General features: G+C 66.1%; 14 protein-coding genes. 9 read left to right on the top strand and 5 right to left on the bottom strand.

The window, feature by feature from the left end:
• Window positions 1–147: 147 nt before the first annotated feature.
• The gene (gene hglS, locus AC06DU_RS18655; RefSeq protein WP_102256982.1) at window positions 148–1,515 is read left to right on the top strand and encodes a 2-oxoadipate dioxygenase/decarboxylase HglS; all 1,368 of its coding nucleotides are present in this window, start codon (window positions 148–150) and stop codon (window positions 1,513–1,515) included.
• Window positions 1,516–2,004: 489 nt separating this feature from the next.
• On the opposite strand, the gene AC06DU_RS18650 is transcribed toward hglS, so the two are convergent.
• From AC06DU_RS18650 to AC06DU_RS18640, 3 genes are all read right to left on the bottom strand, one after another.
• On the bottom strand, window positions 2,005–5,142 hold the full coding sequence (locus AC06DU_RS18650) for an efflux RND transporter permease subunit (protein WP_478203003.1): 3,138 nt from the start codon (window positions 5,140–5,142) through the stop codon (window positions 2,005–2,007).
• 133 nt (window positions 5,143–5,275) lie between these two features.
• Window positions 5,276–8,524 (bottom strand): efflux RND transporter permease subunit, encoded by a 3,249-nt coding sequence (locus tag AC06DU_RS18645; RefSeq protein ID WP_181141072.1) that lies wholly within the window; start codon window positions 8,522–8,524, stop codon window positions 5,276–5,278.
• Window positions 8,525–8,617: 93 nt separating this feature from the next.
• Complete coding sequence (locus AC06DU_RS18640; protein ID WP_478203002.1) at window positions 8,618–9,859, bottom strand: efflux RND transporter periplasmic adaptor subunit; 1,242 nt, start codon at window positions 9,857–9,859, stop codon at window positions 8,618–8,620.
• 256 nt (window positions 9,860–10,115) lie between these two features.
• On the opposite strand from AC06DU_RS18640, the gene AC06DU_RS18635 reads away from it, so the two are divergent.
• The 7 genes from AC06DU_RS18635 (at window position 10,116) to AC06DU_RS18605 (ending at window position 19,011) form a co-directional block, all read left to right on the top strand.
• A complete protein-coding gene (locus tag AC06DU_RS18635) occupies window positions 10,116–11,432 on the top strand; it encodes a M20 family metallopeptidase (protein ID WP_026064472.1) in 1,317 nt (438 codons plus the stop codon).
• A 159-nt stretch (window positions 11,433–11,591) separates the two neighbouring features.
• The gene (queF, locus tag AC06DU_RS18630; RefSeq protein ID WP_478203001.1) at window positions 11,592–12,407 is read left to right on the top strand and encodes an NADPH-dependent 7-cyano-7-deazaguanine reductase QueF; all 816 of its coding nucleotides are present in this window, start codon (window positions 11,592–11,594) and stop codon (window positions 12,405–12,407) included.
• A gap of 102 nt (window positions 12,408–12,509) precedes the next feature.
• A complete protein-coding gene (locus tag AC06DU_RS18625) occupies window positions 12,510–12,803 on the top strand; it encodes a LysM peptidoglycan-binding domain-containing protein (RefSeq protein ID WP_039512564.1) in 294 nt (97 codons plus the stop codon).
• A gap of 62 nt (window positions 12,804–12,865) precedes the next feature.
• Window positions 12,866–13,423, top strand: coding sequence for a hypothetical protein (locus AC06DU_RS18620; RefSeq protein ID WP_054591074.1), 558 nt, complete (start codon window positions 12,866–12,868; stop codon window positions 13,421–13,423).
• Between the two features lie 405 nt (window positions 13,424–13,828).
• Window positions 13,829–16,060 carry an NADP-dependent isocitrate dehydrogenase gene (locus AC06DU_RS18615; protein ID WP_478203000.1) on the top strand — a complete coding sequence of 744 codons (2,232 nt, stop codon included), beginning with the start codon at window positions 13,829–13,831 and terminating at the stop codon, window positions 16,058–16,060.
• Between the two features lie 267 nt (window positions 16,061–16,327).
• A complete protein-coding gene (aceK, locus tag AC06DU_RS18610; RefSeq protein WP_104575630.1) occupies window positions 16,328–18,067 on the top strand; it encodes a bifunctional isocitrate dehydrogenase kinase/phosphatase in 1,740 nt (579 codons plus the stop codon).
• A 59-nt stretch (window positions 18,068–18,126) separates the two neighbouring features.
• On the top strand, window positions 18,127–19,011 hold the full coding sequence (locus AC06DU_RS18605; RefSeq protein ID WP_478202999.1) for an energy transducer TonB: 885 nt from the start codon (window positions 18,127–18,129) through the stop codon (window positions 19,009–19,011).
• Window positions 19,012–19,650: 639 nt separating this feature from the next.
• Here AC06DU_RS18605 and rho read toward each other — a convergent pair.
• Together rho and trxA are read right to left on the bottom strand one after the other, a co-directional pair.
• Entirely contained in the window at window positions 19,651–21,540 is a 1,890-nt protein-coding gene (gene rho / locus AC06DU_RS18600; RefSeq protein WP_478202998.1) for a transcription termination factor Rho, read from the bottom strand.
• Between the two features lie 217 nt (window positions 21,541–21,757).
• Complete coding sequence (trxA, locus tag AC06DU_RS18595) at window positions 21,758–22,099, bottom strand: thioredoxin TrxA (RefSeq protein ID WP_005923050.1); 342 nt, start codon at window positions 22,097–22,099, stop codon at window positions 21,758–21,760.
• 198 nt (window positions 22,100–22,297) lie between these two features.
• Between trxA and rhlB the strand changes: the two genes are divergently transcribed.
• Window positions 22,298–24,016, top strand: coding sequence for an ATP-dependent RNA helicase RhlB (gene rhlB, locus AC06DU_RS18590; protein WP_184231291.1), 1,719 nt, complete (start codon window positions 22,298–22,300; stop codon window positions 24,014–24,016).
• Window positions 24,017–24,036 lie beyond the last annotated feature (20 nt).

The following is a 24,036-nucleotide window of genomic DNA, read 5'->3' as shown; positions in this document are numbered from 1 at the left end:
GGCAAGACGTGAGGTGACCGATCGGCTGCGCGCCTGTCTGCGCGCCAACACAGGCGCCGGCATGCTGCCGTGCAGCTGGCCGCCGCAGGGCGCGGTCGGCGAGAATGCCGCAACGCCGGCGTTGGCCGGCCCTGCCAAGACCAGCCCATGCGCGATACCGTGTTTGTCTCCCCCGATCACATCCGCAGCCTGTTCGCGCAGGCGATGTCGGACATGTATCGCGCCGAGGTGCCGTTGTACGGCGACCTGATGACGCTGGTGGCGCAGGTCAACGCCGATACCCTGAGTGCCGATCCCGCCCTGGCCGCGCGCCTGCAACGCAACGACGAGCGCGCGCGGCTGGATCTGGAACGGCATGGCGCCATCCGGGTCGGCACGGCGCAGGAACTGGCCACGTTGCGGCGGCTGTTTGCGGTGATGGGCATGCATCCGGTGGGCTATTACGATTTGTCGGTGGCCGGTGTGCCGGTGCATTCCACTGCGTTCCGCCCGATCGACGAGGCGGCGCTGTCGGTCAATCCGTTCCGCGTGTTCACCTCGTTGCTGCGGCTGGAGTTGATCGAAGACGCCGCGCTGCGGGCGCAGGCGGCGCAGATCCTGGAGCAGCGGCAGATCTTCACCGCCGCCGCGCTGGAGCTGATCGAGCAGCACGAGCGCCACGGCGGGCTGGAGGCGGCGCAGGCGCAGCAGTTCGTGGACGAAGCGCTGGAAACCTTCCGTTGGCATGGCGATGCCACGGTGTCGCTGCCGACCTACCGCGCGCTGAGCGAAGCGCACAAGCTGATCGCCGACGTGGTGAGCTTCCACGGGCCGCATATCAACCACCTGACGCCACGCACGCTGGATATCGATGCGGCGCAGGCGCAGATGCAGCGCGCCGGCATCGACGCCAAGGCGGTGATCGAAGGGCCGCCGCGTCGGCGGGTGCCGATCCTGCTGCGCCAGACCAGTTTCAAGGCACTGGAGGAGCCGGTGCGCTTTGTCGGCGACAGCGGGCAGGCCGAGCACGGCACGCACACCGCGCGCTTCGGCGAGATCGAACAACGCGGGCTCGCGCTGACGCCCAAGGGCCGCGCGCTGTACGACGCGCTGCTGGCGCAGGCACGCGACAGCGATGGCGCGGGCAGCACCGGTACCGATTACGCCACGCGGCTGCAGACCGCGTTCGTGGCGTTTCCCGACGACGAAGCCGTGCTGCGTCAGGAAGGTCTGGGCTATTTCCGCTATGCGCTGACCGAGGCCGGACGTGCCGACCCCGCGCAGGTGGCGGCAATGCCGGCAGAAACCGCGATTGCGCTCGGTCTGCTCAGTGCCGATCCGATCATCTATGAAGATTTTCTGCCGGTGAGTGCGGCCGGTATCTTCCAGTCCAATCTCGGTGGCGCCGAACAACGCGCCTATGCCGCCCATTCGAGCAAGCGCAGTTTCGAACAGGCGCTGGGTGCGCAGGTGCAGGATGAGTGCGCGTTGTATGCGCAGCTGGAGCGGGCGTCGCTGCAGGCGTTGCTGGTGTAGCGGTCAGGGCGCGCCGTCGCCCGAACAACGCATGTAACGCACGGTTTGCATCTTGCACACCGACCATCTCGACAGGTCATTGCCCGCCTATCGTCGCGAGACCTTACGCGGCATGGATGCCGCGTAAGAGCCTACACGGACGTACTTGCGGCGTGTCCTGCGATGGTCGGCGGGCAAGGGCCCTGCAACCAAGCTGCAGCCCTGCCGCGCGACAACTGATCCATCCCTGCTGTCCAACACGTCAAGGCAGCCGAACTTCCGGTCGCAGTGTCGTCTGGATGCGGTCAAGCACTTGGGCTCTGGCCAAAAGCAAGTAAGGCGAGCGTGCATTTGCAGCTCGCATCACTGTGCCGCGTTTGAATGCACTGCCAGCAGCGATGCCCCGGCGTCATGCCAGCAATCGGCAAGCGACGGTGAGAGATGATGGCCAACCGCCATGCCGGCCGGCACGCGTCGGTCCGTGCGGACCGGCGCGTGTGCTGCTTCGCCTCAGTGCGCCGACGCCGGGCGCCGTGCCGCCGCGCGCTCTGCCCGGCGTGCACGCGCACGTGCGCGACGCGCCTTCCAGCGTTCGCTCAGGCAGGAGAAGATCACGTACAGCGCCGGCGTGCTGAGCAGGGTCAGGCTCTGCGAGAAGATCAGCCCGCCGATCATCGCGATGCCCAGCGGGCGGCGCAGTTCGGAGCCTTCGCCCAGGCCCACCGCCAGCGGCACCGCGGCCAGGATCGCCACCATCGTGGTCATCATGATCGGGCGGAAGCGCACGATCGAGGCCTCGCGTGCGGCCGCGCGCGCATCCATGCCGTGCACGCGCTGCGCCACCAGCGCGAAGTCGATCATCATGATCGCGTTCTTCTTGACGATGCCGATCAGCAGCACCAGCGCGATCATCGAGATCACCGACAACTCGGTGTTGGTGAGGAACAACGCCAGAAGCGCGCCGACGCCGGCGGCCGGCAGCGTCGACAGGATGGTCACCGGATGGATCAGGCTCTCGTAGAGCATGCCCAGCACGATGTAGACGGTGAGCACCGCGGCCAGCAGCAACACGCCCATCGAGTTGGGGCTGAGTTGCACGTTGAAGCTGTCGTCGCCGCTGAGGCGGATGCCGTCGGGCATGCGCAAGCCTTCCACGGTGGACTTGATGATCAGGTCCGCCTCGCCGGTGCTCACGCCCGGTGCGAGGTTGTAGCTCAGATCCATCGTGGTGTACTGGTTTTCGTGGACGATCTGCGGCGGCGCCAGCCCGGGCACCTGGGTGGCGACGGAGGTGATCGGCACCATCAGGCCGGCGCGGTTGGGCACGAAGACCTGGTCCAGCGCCTTGGGCGTTGCCGTTTGCGAGGGCAGTGCATTGACCACCACGCTGTACTGGTTGAGATCCGAATAGATGGTGGAAATGGAGCGCTGGCCGAAGGCGCCATACAGCGCGCCATCGATGGCACCGACCGAAATGCCCAGGCGCGCGGCCTTGGCGCGGTCGATCATGATGTTCTGGCGCAGGCCGGATGTATCCACGTCGGTGCCGACATCGCGCAGGCGCGGATTCTTCTTCAACGCCGCCTGCAGCTTGGGCAGCCATTCCTGCAGCTGCGCCAGGTCGTTGCCCTGCAGCGAAACGCGGTACTGCGCACCCTGGCTGGTGCCGCCACCGCCGTCGCTGGGCAGGTCCTGGATCGCGCGCAGGCGCAGATCCAGATCCGGGTAGCGGTCGGCCTTGGCGCTCAGGCGTGCGACCACCTGCGCGGTGGTGTCGCGGCGGCCTTCGTCGCGCTTCTTCAATTCGATATTGAACGAGGCGCTGGAACCCTGCCGGCCGGAGCCCAGCCGCGCGCCGACGGTCTTCACCGCCGGGTCGGCCATCAGCATGTCGGTGATGCGGCGCTGGCGGCTGACCATGTCGGCAAACGACACCGTGGCGCTGGAATTGGCACGGCCCCAGATCAGGCCGGTGTCCTGCGCCGGGAACGAGCCCTTCTTGACTGCGCCGCCGAGAAAGACGGTGGCGGCGATCAACAGCAGCGGCGTCAGCGAAAGCAGCAAGGCGTGCCGCAGCGAGAAATCCAGCGCCACCGTGTACACCGCGAGCATGCGCTCGTGCATGCGATCCAGCCAGGCGCCGAAACGGCTGGGTTTTTCCGGCTCGGTGTGCGCGGACAGAAAGCGGCTGCACAGCGCCGGCGTCAGGGTCAGCGACACCAGCATCGACACCACGATCGCCGCCACCAGGGTCACGGTGAACTCGCGGAAGAACGCGCCGATCATGCCGCTGGCAAACAGCATCGGAATGAACACCGCCACCAGCGAGGCAGTGATCGACACGATGGTGAAGCCGATCTCGCGCGCACCGGCCAGTGCGGCATCCAGACGCGGCATGCCTTCGTCCAGATGACGCATGATGTTTTCGATCACCACGATCGCATCGTCGACCACAAAGCCAATGGCGATCACCAGCGCCAGCAGGCTGAGGTTGTTCAAGGTGAAGCCCAGCATGTACATCACCAGCGCCGAGCCGGCCAGCGACAGCGGCACGGTGACCGCCGCGATCAGCGTCGGCGCCAGGCGGCGCAGGAACAGCGCCATGGTCAGGACCACCATCGCCAGGCTGATCAGCAGCGTGGCCTGCACCTCGTGCAGCGAGGCGCGGATGGTCGGGGTGCGGTCGAAGTAGGGCGTCAGCTTGGTGCCGGGCTGCAGGTAGGCGCGTAGCTCGGGAATCTGCGCCTTCACCTGGTCCACGGTTTCGACGATGTTGGCGCCGGCGCGGGTGAAGGCGTACATCACCACCGCCGGTTTGCCGTCGAACCAGGCCGCTTGATAGGCATCCTGTTGGCCGTCGTAGACGGTGGCCACGTCGCCCAGCCGCACGATGCGGCCATTGGACTGGGTGGAGATCGCCAGCTGGGCGAAATCGGCGGCCTTGGATACCGAATCGTTGGCCACGATCGCCATGGTGGTGTTGCCGTCGGACAGGAATCCGGTCGGCGAGGTGACGTTGGCCGCGCGCACCGCATTGCGCAGATCGTCCGGGGTCAGGCCCAGCGCGTTGAGCGCGCGCAGATCCACATCCACGCGGACCGCCGGTGTGGAGGCGCCGGCGATATCGACCGAACTGATGCCGGTGATCTGGCGCAGCCGTTGCGCCAGCAGCGAGTCGGCAACGTTGTAGAGCTCATCGGCCGATTGCGTGTCCGAGGTCAGCGCGATGGCGATGACCGGGTCGTCGTTCGGATTGGCTTTCGAATAGATCGGCGTGCCGAGCCCGGACGGCAGGTCCGATTGCGAGGAGTTGATCGCCGTCTGCACATCCTGCGCGGCCGAATCGATGTTGCGATTGCTCTGGAACACCAGCACCACCAGGCTGCTGCTCTCCGAACTGGAGGAGCGCATGCGGTCGATGCCGGGCAGCTGGCCCAGGTGGCGTTCCAGCGGTGCGGTGACGGTGGAGGCCATGGTGCTGGCATCGGCGCCGGACTGCGTGGCGTGCACGAAGATCACCGGAATCTGGATGTTCGGCAACGCCGCCACGCCCAGCCGCAGGTAGCACATCAATCCGATCACGAACAAACCGATCGCCAGCAGCGCGGTGCCGATCGGGCGCTTGATGAAGGGCGCGGAGATGTTCATGGGGTGACTGCCGGGAATCGGGATTCGGGATTCGAGAATCGGGAAAGGCAACAGCCAGCGCAGTTGCCATACGCGCGTGCGGGAAGGCGATGCCGTGGGCAGGCAGACCGATCAGCGATGACGCCATCGGTCATCATGCCGGGCGCTCCGAGGTGGAGGCCGGGGGCACGCCGTCGCGGCGGGCGGCACGCCGTGCGCGCCAATCGCGTAGCCGCTCGCCGGCACGTTCCATGTACAGGTAGATCACCGGCGTGGTGTACAGCGTCACCAGCTGCGACAGCAGCAGGCCGCCGACGATGGCGATGCCGAGCGGACGCCGCAGTTCCGAGCCGATGCCGGTGCCCAGCGCCAGCGGCAGCGCGCCCAGCATCGCGGCGGCGGTGGTCATCATGATAGGGCGGAAACGCAGCAGGCAGGCGCGCCGGATCGCCTCGTGCGCATTGGCGCCTTCGCGGCGGGCGTCGATGGCGAAGTCGATCATCATGATCGCGTTCTTCTTGACGATGCCGATCAGCAACACGATGCCGACGATGCCGTCCACCGACAGGCTCAACCCGCACATCATCAGCGCCAGCAGCGCGCCGACGCCGGCCGGCGGCAGCGTGGAGATGATCGTCAGCGGGTGGATGTAGCTCTCGTAGAGCACGCCCAGCACGATGTAGATCACCACGATCGAGGCCAGCAGCAGCCATACGATATCGGTCTGGCTGCCGGTGAATTCGGCCGCCTTGCCGACGAACGCCGCATGCACCTGGGTGGGGATCTTCAGATCCTGGCGCGCCTGCTCGATCGCCTCCACCGCCTGCGACAGCGAATGGCCGGGCGCCAGATTGAACGAGATCGTGACCGCCGGCAGCTGTTGCTGGTGGCTGACCACCAACGGCGTGTTGGTGACCTTGGCCTCGGCCAGTGCGGCCAGCGGAATGATGCTGCCGGCGCCGACCACGATGCCGGTGTTCTGCGCGCCCACGCCGGTGGCGGTGGAGGAGTTGGACGAGGTCAGCTGGCCGAAGCTGGTGGCATTGGTGCCGGTCAACGCGCCGCTGCCGTTGCTGGCCACCGCCAGCTGGTTCATCAAGGCGGTGCTGCTGCGGAATTCCGGCGCCACTTCCAGCACCACCCGGTACTGATTGAGCTCGGTGAAGATGGTGGAGATCTGGCGTTGGCCGAAGGCGTCGTACAGCGTGTCGTCGATGGTCTGCATCGGCACGCCGAGCATGCTGGCCTTGTCGCGATCGATGCTCAGCTCCAGCGCCCGGCCCTGGTTGGCCAGGTTGTTGTCCACGTCGGCCAGCTCGGGCAGCTTGCGCATCGCCTCGGTCATGCGCCCGGCCCAGGTGGCCAGCTCGCTGCTGTCCACATCCGACATCGAATACTGGTACTCGGTGGCGGCCACGCGGGTGTCCAGGGTGACGTCCTGCACCGGCTTGAGGAACAGTGCCACGCCGGGAATGCCGGCCACCGCCTTTTGCAGGCGCGGCAGCACCTCGTCCAGGCCCTCGCGGTCGCCGCGCGTCTTCAGCACGATCGACAACTGGCCCTGGTTGATGGTCGGGTTCATGGTGCCGGCGCCGATGAAGGCGGCCACGCCGGTCACGGCGGGGTCTTTCTGCAGCGCCGCGGCCACCGCCTGGGTGCGCTGCTCCATCTGCGGGAACGCCACGTTCTGGTCGGCCTGCACCACGCCGGTGATCAGGCCGGTGTCCTGCTCGGGCAGCAGGCCCTTGGGGATCGCCATGTACAGCACCACGGTCAGCGCCACCGCGCCGATCGCCACCGCCAGGGTCAGCGGCTGGTGCGCCAGCACCCAGTCCAGGCTGCGCTCGTAAGCGCCCACGGTGCGCGTCCACAGGTTGGTCTTGCCGGCGGCGGCGGCGCGTTCGTGCGCGTCCTCGCCTTCGGGCAGGGCGTCGGGCTTGAGCAGGTAGGCGCACATCATCGGCGTCAGCGTCAGCGACACCAGCATCGAGATCACCACCGCAATCGACAGCACCCACGCAAACTCATGGAACAGGCGCCCGGTCACGCCCGGCATCAGCAGCAGCGGCAGGAACACCGCCACCAGCGACACGGTCAGCGACAGCACGGTGAAGCCGATCTGCTTGGCGCCGATCTCGGCCGCTTCCGGCCCGCTCTTGCCCTGTTCGATGTAGCGCACGATGTTTTCGATCATCACGATCGCATCGTCGACCACGAACCCGGTCGCCACCACCAGCGCCATCAGCGACAGGTTGTCCAGCGACATGCCGGCAAATGCCATCACCCCGAAGGTGCCGGCCAGCGACAGCGGCACCGCCACCGAGGGAATGATGGTGGCCCACAGCCGGCGCAGGAACACGAAAATCACCGCCACCACCAGCGCGATGGTCAGCACCAGGGTGAACTTCACCTCGTGCACCGAGGCGCGGATGGTTTCGGTGCGGTCGGAGAACACCTCCAGGTGCACGTCGGCCGGCAGCACCGCCTGCAGCTGCGGCAGGATGCTGCGGATCTGCTCCACCGTCTGCACGATGTTGGCGCCGGGCTGGCGGCGGATTTCCAGCAGCACCGCCGGCTTGCCGTCGGCCCAGGCGGCGAGCTGGTCGTTCTCCACCCCGTCGACCACCTTGGCCACATCGGCCAGCCGCACCGGGCGGCCGTTGCTGTAGCTGATGATGGTCTCGCGGTACTGCGCCGCGTCGGTGAGCTGGTCGTTGGTGCCGATGCTGTAGGACTGGGTCTTGCCGTTGAGCGAGCCCTTGGGCGCGCTGACGTTGGTCTGGGTCAGCGCGCTGCGCAGCGATTCCATGGTCAGGCCCATGTTCGACAGCTGCGCCGGGTTGACCTGGATGCGCACCGCAGGCCGTACATTGCCGGCGATCGACACCAGGCCCACGCCCGGCACCTGCGACAGGCGCTGGGCCAGGATCGCATCGGCATAGCGGTTGACCTCGCGCAGCGGCAGCGAGTCGGAAGTGAGCTTGAGGGTCAGGATCGCCGCGTCGGCCGGATTGACCCGGTTGTAGACCGGTTGATACGGCAGCGAGGAGGGCAGGGTGGCCTGACGGATCGCCGCCTGCACATCCTGCGCGGCGATGTCGATGTCGCGGTCCATCGAGAACTGCAGGATGATCGTGGACAGGCCTGCCGACGAATCGGAGGTCATCATCTGCAGCCCGGAGATCTGCCCGAACTGGCGCTCCAGCGGCGTGGTCACCAGCGAGGCCATGGTGGTCGCGTTGGCGCCGGGATACTGGGTGGTGACCACCAGGCTGGGCGCGTCGATCTCCGGCAGCGCCGAGACCGGCAATTGCCGGTAGCCCAGGATGCCCAGCAGCAGGATGCCCGCCATCAACAACGAGGTGGCGATGGGACGGCGGATGAAGATGGTCGAAAAGCCCACGGGGGGTGTCCTTGCTGAAGACGTCAATCGATGCCGGCGCGCGCAGCGCCGATGCACACCGGCAACGGAAGGCCCGTCGCCGGTGCTCGCGAGTTAGCGCGGGCCGCCGCCGCTGCGTCGGCCGCCGGCGCCGCCACGGCTCTTGTCCTGCGCGGCCTTGAGTTCGGCCTCGGTCGGCTCCGGCGGGGTTTCGCCCGGCTTGAGCGCGCTGACCTTGCTGCCCGGCTTGAGCCGGAACTGGCCTTCGGTCACCACACGCTCGCCCGGCTTGAGCCCCTTGGTGACCTGCACATGGCTGTCGTCCACTTCCACGCCCTGCACCACGGTGCGCATCTGCGCGGTGTTGTCGCTGCCGACCACGTAGACGTAATCGCCGTCCGGGCCGCGCTGCACGGCCTGGGTCGGCACCACGGTGCCGCCGGAGATGGTGCGCAGCTGCAGGCGCACGTTGACGAACTGGCCCGGCCACAAGGCGTTGTCGGTGTTGGCGAAGATCGCGCGCGCACCGAAGGTGCCGCTGTCGGCGGCGATGCGGTTGTCGATCACCTCCAGCTTGCCGTCGCCGCTGATCACGTGCGCATCGCCGCGATCCAGCGCCGCCACATCCAGCGGGGCGGCCGCCTGGCCGCTGCGCACCGCCTGCAACTCGCGCTCGGGCAGGTTGAAGGACACGTAGATCGGGCGGATCTGGGTCAGGGTGACGATGGTGGAGCTGGCGCTGACGATATTGCCCACGTCCACGCCGCGGATGCCGGCGATGCCGTCGATCGGCGCGGTCACGCGGGTGAACTGCAACTGCACCTGCGCCGAGCGCATCTGCGCATCGTTGGCCGACACCGCCGCCTCGTACTGCGCCACCTGGTTACGCTGGGTATCCAGGTCTGTGCGCGAGACGTACTGCTTGTAGGCCGGGTCGTTGGAGCGCTGGTAGTTCACCCGCGAGGTCGCCAGCAGCGCCTGGTTCTGGCGCTTGGCCGCCAGCGCCTGGTCGTAGCTGGCCTGCAGGGTGCGCGGGTCGATCTGCGCCAGCAGCTCGCCCTTCTTCACTTCCTGGCCTTCCTTGAAATTAAGGCTCATCAGCTGGCCGCCGACCTGCGGGCTGACCGTGACGGTATTGAGCGCGGTCACCGTGCCCAGCGCGCTGGCGTAGACCGGCACATCCTGGGTGGTGGCGGCCACGACCGTGACCGGTACCGGGCCGCTGTTCTCGGTGCCATTGCTGTCCGGCGCATCCGCCCGCTTGCCGTGGTTGCCCCCACCGAACATCCGCATTGCGACGAACACCACGACGAGCACCGCTACGACCAGCAGTGTGATCTTCCAAAAACGCGACATGCGACAACTCCTGAGGGCGGGCCGGGCGCTGGTGCGACCGTGGGGCGGCTGTGCGAAGCATATCGTTGCGATCAGGCAATTGAGCGTTACTGAAGTAACGGCCCGCCGGACGAAACGACTGCAGCGTTCACAGATGCAGTGCAGCGGCAACGCGTCAGGGCCGATGTGGTTGACCGCGGGACTGAATCGAGCCCCACTGCAGCCCACCGAGCGTGCACCTGCACTACATTAAGCGACCATCTTTAGAGGATTGCTGATGCGCCACTCCCGCCTGCTGACCAGCGCGTTGCTGCTTGCCCTGCCCACCCTGGCCGCCGCCCAGGCCGCGCCCCGGCCCGAAGTCCAGGCCGCCGCCGCGCCGTTGCAGAGCAAGCTGGTGCAGTGGCGCCGCGACTTCCACCAGCACCCGGAGCTGTCCAACCGCGAGGAGCGCACCGCCGCCACCGTGGCCGCGCAGCTGCGCAAGCTCGGCCTCAAGCCGCGTACCGGCATCGCCCATCACGGCGTGGTGGCCATCATCAAGGGCGGCAAGCCGGGTCCGAAGATCGCCTTGCGCGCGGACATGGATGCCTTGCCGGTCAAGGAGCAGACTGGCTTGCCGTACGCCTCCAAGGTCACCGCCGAGTACCGCGGCGAGCAGGTCGGGGTGATGCATGCCTGCGGCCACGACGCCCACACCGCGATCCTGCTCGGGGTGGCCGAAGCATTGGTCGGCATGCGCGAGCAGCTGCCCGGCGAAGTGATGCTGATCTTCCAGCCTTCCGAAGAGGGCGCCCCCGGCAACGAAGAGGGCGGCGCATCGCTGATGCTCAAGGAAGGCCTGTTCGCCGACTTCAAGCCACAGGCGGTGTTCGGCCTGCATGTGTTCTCCAGCGTGCAGGCCGGCAAGATCGCGGTGCGCAGCGGCCCGCTGATGGCCGCCTCGGACCGGTTTGCGATCAAGATGATCGGCCGCCAGACGCATGGCTCGGCGCCGTGGAACGGCATCGACCCGATCGTGGCCAGCGCCGACATGATCGGCGCCGCGCAGACCGTGATCAGCCGCCGCGCCAACCTGTCCAAACAACCGGCGGTATTGAGCTTCGGCGCGATCAAGGGCGGCATCCGCTACAACATCATCCCCGACGATGTGGAAATGGTCGGCACCATCCGCACCTTCGACGAAGCCATGCGCCAGCAGATCTTCGCCGACCTCAAGACGGTGGCCGAGCACACCGCCGCAGCCCACGGGGCCAAGGTCGAGGCGCAGGTGCCGGACCAGCCCGGCAACCCGGCCACGGTCAACGACCCGGCGCTGACCGCCAGGATGCTGCCCAGCCTGCAGGCCGTGGTCGGCGCCGACAATGTCTACGAACCGCCGTTGCAGATGGGCGCGGAAGATTTCTCCTTCTACGCCCAGCAGGTGCCGTCGATGTTCTTCTTCGTCGGCTCCACCGCCAAGGGCATCGACCCGGCCACCGCGCCCAGCAATCATTCGCCGCAGTTCCTGCTCGACGAATCGTCGCTGGATGTGGGCCTGCGCGCGCTGTTGCAGGTGTCATTGGATTATCTGCATCAGGGGGAGGCTGGTTGATTCGGGAATCGGGAATCGTGTGCAGTTGCGCGGTCTCCGCTGAGCGTTGGTGATCGTGTGGGGCGGCGGGCCGTTTGACGGCCCGCTGCTTCTGTCGCCAGCTCGCTCCAGCGTCCGCTATACACCTCACGGCCAGCCCGCTCGGCCTAAAATGGCGTGATGAATACCCCAGAAGATTCCACCCTCGGTCGTGAGGTCGCCTATCCCAATGGCTACGATCCGTCGCTGTTGTTCCCGATTCCGCGCGCGGCCGGGCGCGAGGCGATCGGCCTGACGGGGGCCTTGCCCTTCATCGGCCGCGACCGCTGGCATGCCTACGAACTCAGCTGGCTCGATGCGCAGGGCAAGCCGTGCGTGGCCACCGCCACCTTGCACGTGCCCAGCGAGTCGCCGTCGTTGATCGAATCCAAGTCGCTCAAGCTGTATCTCAATTCGCTCAATGCCACCCGCTTCAATAGCGCCGAAGCGGTGCGTACGCGCATCGCCTCCGACCTGTCCACGCGCGCCGGTGCCGATGTGGTGGTGGAATTCGGTCTGCCGCCGATCGATGCAGTGGGCGAGGGCGAGTCGATCGACGCACTGGATGTCAGCATCGACGATTACGGCCCGCCCAATGCGGCGTATCTGGCGGCGCACGCACAACCAGTGGTGGAAGAAGTGCTGACCTCGGCCCTGCTCAAGTCCAATTGCCCGGTCACCGGTCAACCGGATTGGGCCAGCGTCACGTTGCGCTACAGCGGCGCCCCGATCGACCGCGAAGGTCTGCTGCGCTATCTGGTGAGTTTCCGCGACCACGCCGAGTTTCACGAGCAATGCGTGGAGCGTATCTTCCATGACGTGCTGCTCCGCTGTGCGCCCGAATGGTTGGTGGTGGAAGCGCGCTATACCCGCCGTGGCGGGCTGGACATCAACCCCTTGCGCAGCTCGCCCAGCGTGCCGACACCGCTGTCGATCTTCCGCGACCTGCGCCAGTAATCGCGCCCATTCAAGGCTCGCGCCAGCTTCACGGTGGCGCGATCCACGCTTAACAGCGCGCCGCGCACCCTGCAGTCATCGTGATGCAAAGGGATTGCGGCAGTGAGTGTCGACAAGAAAGCAGATTTTTCCAACGTGACGTCCTCGGTCGACAGCACCGCAGACGTCGCGCCGGCGGCGGATTTCTCCAACGTGCGTACCAGCGTGCAGAGCACTGCGCAGCTGGTCAGCGAATCGGTCACCGTGCAGGCGGGCGACAGTCTGTCCAGCATCGCCAAACGCCATTACGGCGACGGCAACCTGTGGCCGCGGATCTTTGAGGCCAACCGCGAAACGCTCAAGGATCCGGACAAGATCTTTCCGGGCCAGGTCCTGCAGTTGCCGCCGAAGTCATAGGCGCACCGCATACCTGGCACCTTTCGAAACCCACTTTTATTCTGATATCCGGAGATTGATCCATGCGTACTACTTCCGTTTCTAGCACCCTCGCCATTGCCCTTGCCGGCGTTCTCGCCCTGTCGGGCTGCAGCAAGAAGGCCGACGACGACAGCGTGTCCAAGGATCCGACCTCCGGGGCTGCCACCGAGGCGATGCCAGGCCCGGCGGCAACACCGCCGGCGAGCGATCAGGCGGGTCAGAGCACCGCGACCGGCGCCGCCAGCACCGATACCGCAGCCGCAATGGGTTCCGCAGTCACGGTGTCAAGCGTAGTGGTCGGCACCACGGCGACTGCCGACAAGTCGGTGACCCCCTCGGCCAATATCGGCAGCAAAGACACCATCATCGTCTCGGTGAAAACCGATGGCAGCGCGAGCAATGTGGCGGTCGCAGCCAAGCTCACCTATCAGGATGGCCAGGTGGCCGGCGAGCAGAATGCCACCTTGACCACGACTGGCCCGGAAACCACCAACCTCAGCTTCAGCAAGCCAGATGGCTGGCCGGCTGGCAGCTACACCGCGCAGGTCATGGTGGATGGCAAGCCGGCGGGCACTCCGCAGACCATCACGGTCAAGTAAGCAGCCACGCGAGCAGGCAGTCTGCAGATAGGGATGCGTGCTCGCAACCTGGGTAGCGCACTGATCCCAAGCATGTCGGACACGCGCGTCCATCGCGCTGTCCCAACGCTCATCAAGCAGGCCATCGGGGCGCGATCACACGATCGCGCCCTTTTTTCTGCGTAATTCTCTCAGCCGGCACATTCGTTACAGCTGCATCCATCGCATTGGCCGAGTGGCGGGATGGAGCATCCGCCTGTGGTCGCTTTACCCGGGCGCGGCTCAGACGCGACAATGCCGTGCTGATCCATCGCCGCGTTCCACGCGCCGGCCGATCGGCGTGCCAGCAGCGACCCCCGTCGCGCACGCCAACGCCAGTGCCAACAACGCCGGCGCTCCTTCCGACCACACGAGCCATCGCACCTTATGTCGAAGACACCGAAGATCATCTACACGCTCACCGACGAAGCACCGTATCTGGCCACGCAGTCGCTGCTGCCGATCATCGATGCCTACACCAATACTGCCGGCATCGTGGTCGAAACCCGCGACATCTCGCTGGCCGGCCGCATCCTGTCGCTGTTTCCCGAGCACCTGAGCGACGCGCAGAAGATCGCCGACGACCTCGGTGAGCTGGGCGAGCTGGCCACCACGCCGGAAGCCAACATCATCAAGCTGCCCAACATCAGCGCCTCGGTGCCGCAGCTCAAGGCCGCCATCGCCGAACTGCAGGGTCAGGGCTATGCGCTGCCGGCGTATCCGGACACGCCCAAGGACGATGCCGAAAAGGACATCAAGGCGCGCTACGACAAGGTCAAGGGCAGCGCGGTCAATCCGGTGCTGCGCGAGGGCAACTCCGACCGTCGCGCGCCGCTGTCGGTGAAGAATTACGCGCGCAAGCATCCGCACCGCATGGGCAAGTGGAGCAGCGATTCGAAGTCGCACGTGGCCCATATGGACGACGGCGACTTCTTCGGCAGCGAGCAATCCGCCACCGTGGCGGCCGCCGGCGCGTTGAAGATCGAGTTCGTCGGTAACGACGGCAGCAGCAGCGTGTTGAAGGACAAGGTGGCGGTCAAGGCCGGCGAAATCGTCGATGCCGCGGTGCTGAGCAAGCGCGCGCTGGCCAGCTTCATCGACGCGCAGATCGCCGATGCCAAGGCCAAGGATGTGCTGTTCTCGGTGCATCTGAAAGCCACCATGATGAAGGTCTCCGACCCGGTGCTGTTCGGTGTGGTGGTCGGCGAGTTCTACAAGGACACGCTGAGCAAGCATGCCGAAGCGCTCGCGTCGGTCGGCTTCGACCCCAACAACGGCATCGGCGACCTGTACGCACGCATCGCCACGCTGCCGGACGACCAGCAGGCGCAGATCAAGGCCGATATCCAGGCCGAATACGCGCAGCGCCCGGCCCTGGCCATGGTCAATTCGGACAAGGGCATCACCAACCTGCATGTGCCCAGCGACGTGATCGTCGATGCGTCGATGCCGGCGATGATTCGCGACTCCGGTCAGATGTGGAATGCCGAAGGCAAGCTGCAGGACACCAAGGCGGTGATCCCGGATCGCTGCTACGCCGATGTCTATCAAGCGGTGATCGACGACTGCAAGGCGCATGGCGCATTCGATCCGTCCACCATGGGCTCGGTGCCCAACGTCGGCCTGATGGCGCAGAAGGCCGAGGAATACGGCTCGCACGACAAGACCTTCCAGATTGCCGCCGCCGGGACCGTCAAGGTCACCGACGACACCGGCGCCACCGTGTTCGAACATGCGGTGGAAGCCGGCGACCTGTGGCGCATGTGCCAGGTCAAGGACGCGCCGATCCAGGACTGGGTCAAGCTGGCCGTCGAGCGCGCACGTCTGAGCGATACCCCTGCCGTGTTCTGGCTGGACAAGGCGCGCGCGCATGACGCGCAGGTGATCGCCAAGGTCGAGAAATACCTGAAGGATCACGACACCAGCGGTCTGGATATCCGCATCCTGCCGCCGGTGGAAGCGACCACCTTCTCGCTGGAGCGCATCCGCAAGGGCCAGGACACCATCTCGGTCACCGGCAACGTGCTGCGCGATTACCTCACCGACCTGTTCCCGATCCTGGAGCTGGGCACCAGCGCCAAGATGCTGTCGATCGTGCCGCTGATGGCCGGTGGCGGCCTGTTCGAGACCGGTGCCGGTGGCTCGGCGCCCAAGCACGTGCAGCAGTTCGTCGAACAGAACAGCCTGCGCTGGGATTCGCTGGGCGAGTTCCTGGCCCTGGCCGCCTCGCTGGAGCATCTGGGCAACCGCTATGACAATCCGTCTGCCACGGTGCTGGCCAAGGCGCTGGACGTCGCTAACGGTCAGTTCCTGGACAACAACAAGTCGCCAGCGCGCAAGGTCGGTGAACTGGACAACCGCGGCAGCCACTTCTATCTGGCGATGTACTGGGCGCAGGCCCTGGCTGCGCAGACCGAGGACACCGCCCTGCAGGCCAAGTTCGCACCGCTGGCCAAGGCCCTGACCGAGAACGAAGCCACCATCGTGGCCGAGCTCAACGGCGCCCAGGGCAAGCCGGTCGAGATCGGCGGCTACTACCACCCCGATCTGGCCAAGGTCAGCGAGGCGATGCGCCCGAGCAAGACCTTCAACAACGTGTTGGCCACGCTGAAGGCCTGATCCAGCGCACCGCCTGGCGGTGCGTCCAGCAGGTGCAACAGGCAGGGCCCGCCTCGATGAGAGGCGGGCCTTGTCGTTTCCGGCGTTTGCGCGCAACAGCGAGAACACGGTCGTTGCGTGCCAGGCCTCACGACCTGGCAATGCCGTGCCTGCGAGAGAGCCTGCGCCTCGGTGCGAGCAGTCTCGGCATTTGGCTGACTGTGCGCCTGTTCGATGGATCGTTTGTCTCCGCTGCACGCCGCAACATGCGCTGGGTACACTGCCGGCATGAGCCAGCTCCCGTTACCGCCACAGTCCGAGCGCCGTGCGCTGGCGATCGCCCATGCCGTGTACGACGCCTTCGAGGATTACCACGCCCGGTTTGCCGAGATCACCGCACGCGCCAAACAGCGCTTCGAAACGCGCGACTGGAGCGGCGCGCGCGATGATGCGGTGGCGCGGATCGCGCTGTACGACCAGTACATCAGCGAATGCATGCTGCGCTTGCGTGCGGTGCTGCTGGGGCAGGCGCACGATCGCGCGCTGTGGATGCGTGCACGCGTGCATTACGCCGCGCTGCTGAGCGGGCTGATCGACCAGGAGTTGTACAAGACTTTCTACAACACCCTGACCCGGCGTTACTTCGGCACCCACGGCGTGGATGCGGAGATCGAGTTCATCGCGCTGGATATCGAGCCGACCGACGCGATCACGGTGCCGGTCGCACGGCATACCTATGCGGTCTCGCCCGGCCGGCTGACCGACATGCTGGTGCGCGTGCTCGGCGATTATTCCTTCGACGTTCCGTATGCGCATCGCACCCGCTGTGCAGCGGCGATCGCGGTGCGCCTGCTCGATGATCTCGCGCACTGGGGCGAGCACCCGGTGCGCAGCGTGGAATTGCTGGAGACGGTTTTCTATCGCGAACGGCGCGCCTACCTGGTCGGCCGCGTGTTCGGCGAACATCGCTTCTCGCCATGCGTCATCGCCCTGGTCAACGACGACGCCGGCCTGCGCGCAGAAGCGGTGCTGACCCGGCGCAGCGACGTCGCGCAATTGTTCAGCAACTCGCGCAGTTACTTCCAGGCCGATCTGGCCACCGTCGGCGACGCGGTGGTGTTTCTGCGCAGCCTGCTCACCCACAAGCCGGTCGACGAGCTGTACACGATGCTCGGGCGCGCCAAGCAGGGCAAGACCGAACGCTATCGCACGTTTTTCAGCCATTTCCAGGCGCATCCCTCCGAGCAGCTGGTGCATGCCGACGGCACGCCCGGCATGGTCATGGTGGTATTTACCCTGCCCAGTTATCCGTTGGTGTTCAAACTGATTCGCGACCGCTTTGCCTATCCCAAGACCATGAGTCGTGCGCAGGTCGAAGGCAAATACGAGCTGGTGTTCCAGCTCGATCGCATCGGTCGCTTGCTGGACGCGCAGCCGTATCGCTTCCTGCGGTTTCCCAAATCGCGTTTCTCGCCCGCGTTGCTGGACGAGCTGCAGACCAGCTGTGCGACGAGCCTGAGCGAAGATGGCCAGGACGTGCTGATCGCGCTGTGCTACGTGCAGCGCCGCCTGCGCCCGCTCAATCTCTACCTGCGCGAACAGCTGCCCGAAGCCGCGCATGCGGCCGCGCTGGACTACGGCCAGGCGATCAAGGACATGGCGCGCAACAACATCTTTCCCGGCGACATGCTGCTGAAGAACTTCGGCATCACCCGCCATCAGCGCGCGGTGTTCTACGACTACGACGAGCTGTGCCTGATCACCGAATGCACCTTCCGCGACTGGCCGACCGCCACCACCTATGAAGAACAGATGGCTGCCGAGCCCTGGTTCCACGTCGGCCCGCGCGATGTGTTCCCCGAGCGCTTCGCGCTGTTCATGGGCTTGCCACCCTCGCAGCTGGAAGCGGTCAAGCACCTGCACCCGGAACTGTTCGACCCGCAATGGTGGCGCGACCTGCAAACCCGCCTGCGCGAGGACGACTACCCCGACACCCCTCCGTATGCGGACTCGCGAAAACTGGCCTGACGATTTACGCGTATGCGCCAAGCTGGTACAACGAAACTCAATAACCATGGAGTGCGGTCATGCAGTGGAAGCAACGCTTGGGCTTGGGCATTTTGTTGGCAATGGCGAGTGTCAGCGGCGCGCAGGCAGTTCCCAGTGCCGCGCAGGTACAGGCACAGATGGAGGCCAGCATGAATATTGCAGGCGAATTGACGCTGACGCCGGACGGTACCGTTACGGAGGTCAAGCTCACCGACGAAGCAAGCCTGCCGCCAGTGGTCCGCGACCGCGTCAAACAATCGATCGCTTCCTGGCGCTTTGACCCCGTCAAAGACGATGGAAGCGCCTTGCCCGCGCAATTGCTGATGAATCTGCTGCTGGTCGCCAAGCCGGCCGATAACGGCACCTATTCCGTATCGATTCGCAGCGCGCATTTCGGCAGCCAGGAGCAAGCTGCAGCCAGCGTCGCTGCCAAGGACATGCCGGCACCTGCGTACCCAGAGCATGCGTTTCGAGAAGGTGTGACCGGGGTGGTCTATCTGCTGCTCAAGGTCGGGCGCGATGGCAAGGTCGAAGATCTGGTCGCCGAGCAGGTCAACCTGACCACGCTGGCGCCGGAATCCAAGCGCCCGCGCTGGCGCAAGGCGTTTGCCGACGTTGCAATCGCCAAGGCGCGAGGCTGGACATTTGTGCCGCCAACGCAAGGCGCCGAGGCCGATGCGCCGTACTGGGTCATGCGGGTTCCGGTCACCTTCGCCATCGAATCCTGGCCAGGCAATTCGATCGCTGCAAAGCAAGCCAAAAAGTGGCAATCCTATCTGCCGGGCCCGCGTCAGCCGGCGCCCTGGCACGAGCAGCGCGATGCGTCGGCATCGACCGACAGTCCGGATGCGCTGCCGGGTAGTGGCTTGTTCTCCGCACTCGGAGAGGGTGTGCGGCTGGTGACGCCGCTGCAAGGAACTTAAGCGCGAAGCCAACATCAGCGCGGCTGGCGAAGCTACCTCACGCCTGTTGCTTGCAGAGCGGGTGGTCTTGATCTTTCGCTGCCGGAAGGCTTATCAGGGCTTGGCTACAAGGCCGCTGATCTGCCAGTTGGCTGCAGGGCCCTTGGCCCGCCCACCCTCACGGGACACGCCGCAAGTACGTCCTTGTAGGCTCTTACGCGGCATCCATGCCGCGTAAGGTCCCGCGACGATGGGCGGGCAAGGACCCGTCGAGATGGTCGGTGTGCATGTTTGCGAGCAGAGCATGACGTTTGTTGTTTGAGTCGCAGCGCGTCCCACCAGCGTTCCATTTCAAGCCGAGAGAAGGCAGGCTTTTCAACAAGCACCCTGCAAAGCCTTCTGGCATCCCAACGCAGACGCGGCGATAGGCAGGTATTGGCCCCGCCGATCAACTTCCTGGTGCGGTGTCCTCGCCGCTTGCGGGACCGCGGGCGGCGAGGATGCCGCTCCCGAGCCTACACGTACGTACCTGCGGTGTGTCCCGCGAGCGGCGAGGGCACCGCGCACTCGACCAACCAGGCTTGTGATTGCAAGCAACCACGCACCCACAAAAAAAGCCCCGCAATGCGGGGCTTTTTCTTGTCGAGAATACCGACCGACTCAGCGCTTCATCGAACTGAAGAACTCGTCGTTGGACTTGGTGGTCTTCATCTTGTCCAGCAGGAATTCCATTGCCGCGATTTCGTCCATCGGGTGCAGCAGCTTGCGCAGGATCCAGATCTTCTGCAGCAGCTCCGGCTCGATCAGCAGGTCTTCGCGACGTGTGCCCGAGCGGTTGATGTCGATCGCCGGGTACACGCGCTTTTCGGTGATGCGACGGTTCAGATGCACTTCGCTGTTGCCGGTGCCCTTGAACTCTTCGTAGATCACCTCGTCCATCTTGCTGCCGGTTTCCACCAGCGCCGTGGCGATGATGGTCAGCGAGCCGCCCTCTTCCACGTTACGGGCCGCACCGAAGAAGCGCTTCGGACGGTGCAGCGCGTTGGCGTCCACACCACCGGTGAGCACCTTGCCGGAGCTGGGCACCACGTTGTTGTAGGCGCGTGCCAGACGGGTGATCGAGTCGAGCAGGATCACCACGTCCTTCTTGTGCTCGACCAGGCGCTTGGCACGCTCGATCACCATCTCGGCGACCTGCACGTGGCGCGCGGCCGGTTCGTCGAAGGTGGAGGAGATGACCTCGCCGCGCACGGTGCGCTGCATTTCGGTCACTTCTTCCGGGCGCTCGTCGATCAGCAGCACGATCATGTGCACTTCGGGATGATTGCTGGTGATGGCCGTGGCCACCTGCTGCATCATCATCGTCTTACCGGCCTTGGGCGGGGAGACGATCAGCGCGCGCTGGCCTTTACCCTGCGGCGCCATCAGGTCCAGGATGCGGCCGGTGATGTCCTCGGTCGATCCATCGCCACGCTCCAGACGGAAGCGGCGGCGCGGGAACAGCGGGGTCAGGTTCTCGAACAGCACCTTATTCTTGCTGGCTTCCAGCGGCTCGCCATTGATGGTGTCGACGATCGACAGCGCGAAATAGCGTTCGCCGTCCTTCGGGAAGCGGATGCGGCCGGACAGGTGATCGCCGGTCCGCAGGTTGAAGCGGCGGATCTGGCTGGGCGAGATATAGGTGTCATCCGGGCCGGCCAGGTAACTGGCTTCTGCGGCACGCAGGAAGCCGAAGCCGTCGGGCAGGATTTCCAGCACACCGTCGGCGGCAACGCCTTCGCCGTGGCGGGTCAGCACCTTGAGCAGGGCGAAGATCACGTCCTGCTTGCGCGCGCGCGCCACGCCTTCCTGGATGTTGAGCTGGTCGGCGATATCCAGCAGCTTCTGCGCCGGCATCCGCTTGAGATCGCTCAGCGAGTAGACCGGGAAGCCTTCCGGCACGGCCGGGTGCGGGCGCGCGACGAACGGCTCGTTGCTGCCATCGGACGACGGCATGCCGCCGCCACCTTCGTTGCCGAAGCGGTCGCGTCCACGGTCGCGGCGATTGCGGAAGCGGTCACGGCGGTTGCCCTGCTGGTTCTGCCCCTGGCCCTGGCCTTGCTGATGCTGGCCGCCATTCTGGGCCTGGTCCTGACCCTGACCCTGCGCCTGGGGCTGAGCCTGGTTCTGGCCCTGGCCCCGGTGCTGCGCCTGATTCTGATTCTGTTGCTGCTGCGCCTGATTGAAGCGCTGCTGCTGTGCCTGGCCACCCTCGCGGGAGTCGCCATGGGTGTCGCCGCCCGGGTTGCCCTGGTTGGCGCTGGGGGCGTTACCGGCATAGGACGCGCCATCGCCGGACGTCTGCGCCGGTGCCGAATCGGCAGCGTGCGACGGGGCCTGCGGGGCACGTGGAGCGTCGGGTGCGGGGCTGGCGGGCAAGGGCAGGTTGGGCTGCTGCGCGCCACCGTCGTCGGTGGCAGCGGCGGTCTTGCTCACGCGCGGCTTGCGCACGCGCTTCTCGACAGGAGCGTCGACGCTGCTCCCGGTATCGGAGGAAGGATGATCGGACAAGTGCGTGATTCCTCGCTAAGAGTGCGAGCGCCCGGCTGGGGGGCGAACTTTAGGTGATGGGAGTCTAGAAGAGGTTTCTAGAGGGGTACGTCGGCGCACGAACGTGCTCCGGATCAACTGACACTATCACCGCTGCGCGCAACCGCGCAAGCGCCTGCCGCAGCAGGATTTAACTGCTGGCGCATCACGGGGCGCCCATCGCTGGACGCCCGCTCGCTCAGGCGGCCGCGCCGCCCAGGGTCTTGTCGATCATCTGGGTCAGCTGGCCCTTGCCAACCGCACCGATCTGGGTGGCCTGCACCTGGCCATCCTTGAACAGCAACAGCATCGGGATCGAACGCACGTGGTACTTGATGGCCAGGGCGCGGTTCTGGTCCACATTGACCTTGGCAACCTTCAGTCTGCCCTGGTATGTATCGGCCAGATCGTCCAGCACCGGGGCGATCATCTTGCAGGGTCCGCACCACTCGGCCCAGAAATCCACCAGCACCGGTTCGCCGGATTGCAGTACAGCTGTATCGAAGTCGGCATCGCCGACATGTTGAACCTTATCGCTCACGTTGGGTCTCCTGGAAACCAAAACGGCCCGCCCGAACGGGCAGGCCGCTACATTGCGTTAAACTGGGGCATTGCGCGACTGAATCAAGTGTCAGTCCTGAAGCCGCGCTGTCCGCCACAACAGCCGCAGTTTGCGACGCTGTCGGCATCGATGCAAGCCGCGCCCGGGCTGCCCAGGGCGCCTCACGAAGACGGAATAATGAGCGACAAACCGCTGACCGATTTGACTTTTTCCACGTTCGACCTGCATCCGGCGCTGATCGCCGGGCTGGAGAGCGCCGGGTTTACCCGCTGTACCCCGATCCAGGCGCTGACCCTGCCGGTCGCGCTGCCGGGCGGCGACGTCGCCGGACAGGCCCAGACCGGCACCGGCAAGACCCTGGCGTTCCTGGTGGCGGTGATGAACCGCCTGCTGATCCGCCCGGCGCTGGCCGACCGCAAGCCGGAAGACCCGCGCGCGCTGATCCTGGCGCCGACCCGCGAGCTGGCGATCCAGATCCACAAGGATGCGGTCAAGTTCGGCGCCGACCTGGGCCTGCGCTTTGCGCTGGTCTACGGCGGGGTGGACTATGACAAGCAGCGCGAGCTGCTGCAGCAGGGCGTGGACGTGATCATCGCCACCCCGGGCCGGCTGATCGACTACGTCAAGCAGCACAAGGTGGTCTCGCTGCATGCCTGCGAGATCTGCGTGCTGGACGAAGCCGACCGCATGTTCGACCTGGGCTTCATCAAGGACATCCGCTTCCTGCTGCGGCGCATGCCCGAGCGCGGCACCCGCCAGACCCTGCTGTTCTCGGCCACGCTCAGCCACCGCGTGCTCGAGCTCGCCTACGAGCACATGAACGAGCCGGAAAAGCTGGTCGTCGAAACCGAGAGCATCACCGCCGCACGGGTGCGCCAGCGCATCTATTTCCCGTCCGACGAAGAGAAGCAGACGCTGCTGCTGGGCCTGCTGTCGCGCAGCGAAGGCGCGCGCACCATGGTGTTCGTCAATACCAAGGCGTTCGTCGAGCGCGTGGCGCGCACGCTGGAGCGGCATGGCTACCGGGTCGGCGTGCTGTCGGGCGACGTGCCGCAGAAGAAGCGCGAGTCGCTGCTCAACCGCTTCCAGAAGGGCCAGCTCGAAATCCTGGTCGCCACCGACGTGGCCGCGCGCGGCCTGCACATCGACGGCGTCAAGTACGTCTACAACTACGACCTGCCGTTCGATGCGGAAGACTACGTGCACCGTATCGGCCGTACCGCGCGGCTGGGCGAAGAGGGCGATGCGATCAGCTTCGCCTGCGAGCGCTATGCGATGAGCCTGCCGGACATCGAGGCCTATATCGAGCAGAAGATCCCGGTCGAGCCGGTGACCTCCGAGCTGCTGACGCCGCTGCCGCGCACCGCGCGTGTACCGGTGGAAGGCGAAGAGGCCGACGAGGATGCTGGCGACAGCGTGGGCACCATCTTCCGCGAGGCGCGCGAACAGCGTGCTGCCGAAGAGCAGCGCCGCGGCGGTGGTCGCAGCGGCTCGGGTGGCGCATCGCGCAGCGGCAGTGGCGGCGGTCGCCGCGACGGCGGCAGTGCCGATGGCAAGCCGCGTCCGCGTCGCAAGCCGCGTGTGGAGGGCGAAGCCCCGGCAGCGGCAGCGCCGACCGAAACGCCGGTGGTTGCGGCGGCGTCGGTCGAGGCGCCTTCCACCATCGTGGCCGATGCCGAGCGCGCACCACGCAAGCGGCGCCGTCGTCGCAACGGCCGTCCGGTCGAAGGTGCCGAGCCGGCAGTGGCCTCCACACCGGTCGCCGCACCTGCCGCACCGCGCAAGCCCACCCAGGTGGTCGCCAAGCCGGTGCGCAGCGCCGCCAAGCCGTCCGGCAGCCCGTCGCTGTTGAGCCGCATCGGCCGTCGCCTGCGCTCGCTGGTGTCCGGCAACTGATCGCCAGCGCCTGCGTCGCA

This window comes from Xanthomonas sp. NCPPB 3200, assembly GCF_056393585.1.
This window is presented reverse-complemented; position numbering and strand designations above follow the sequence as displayed.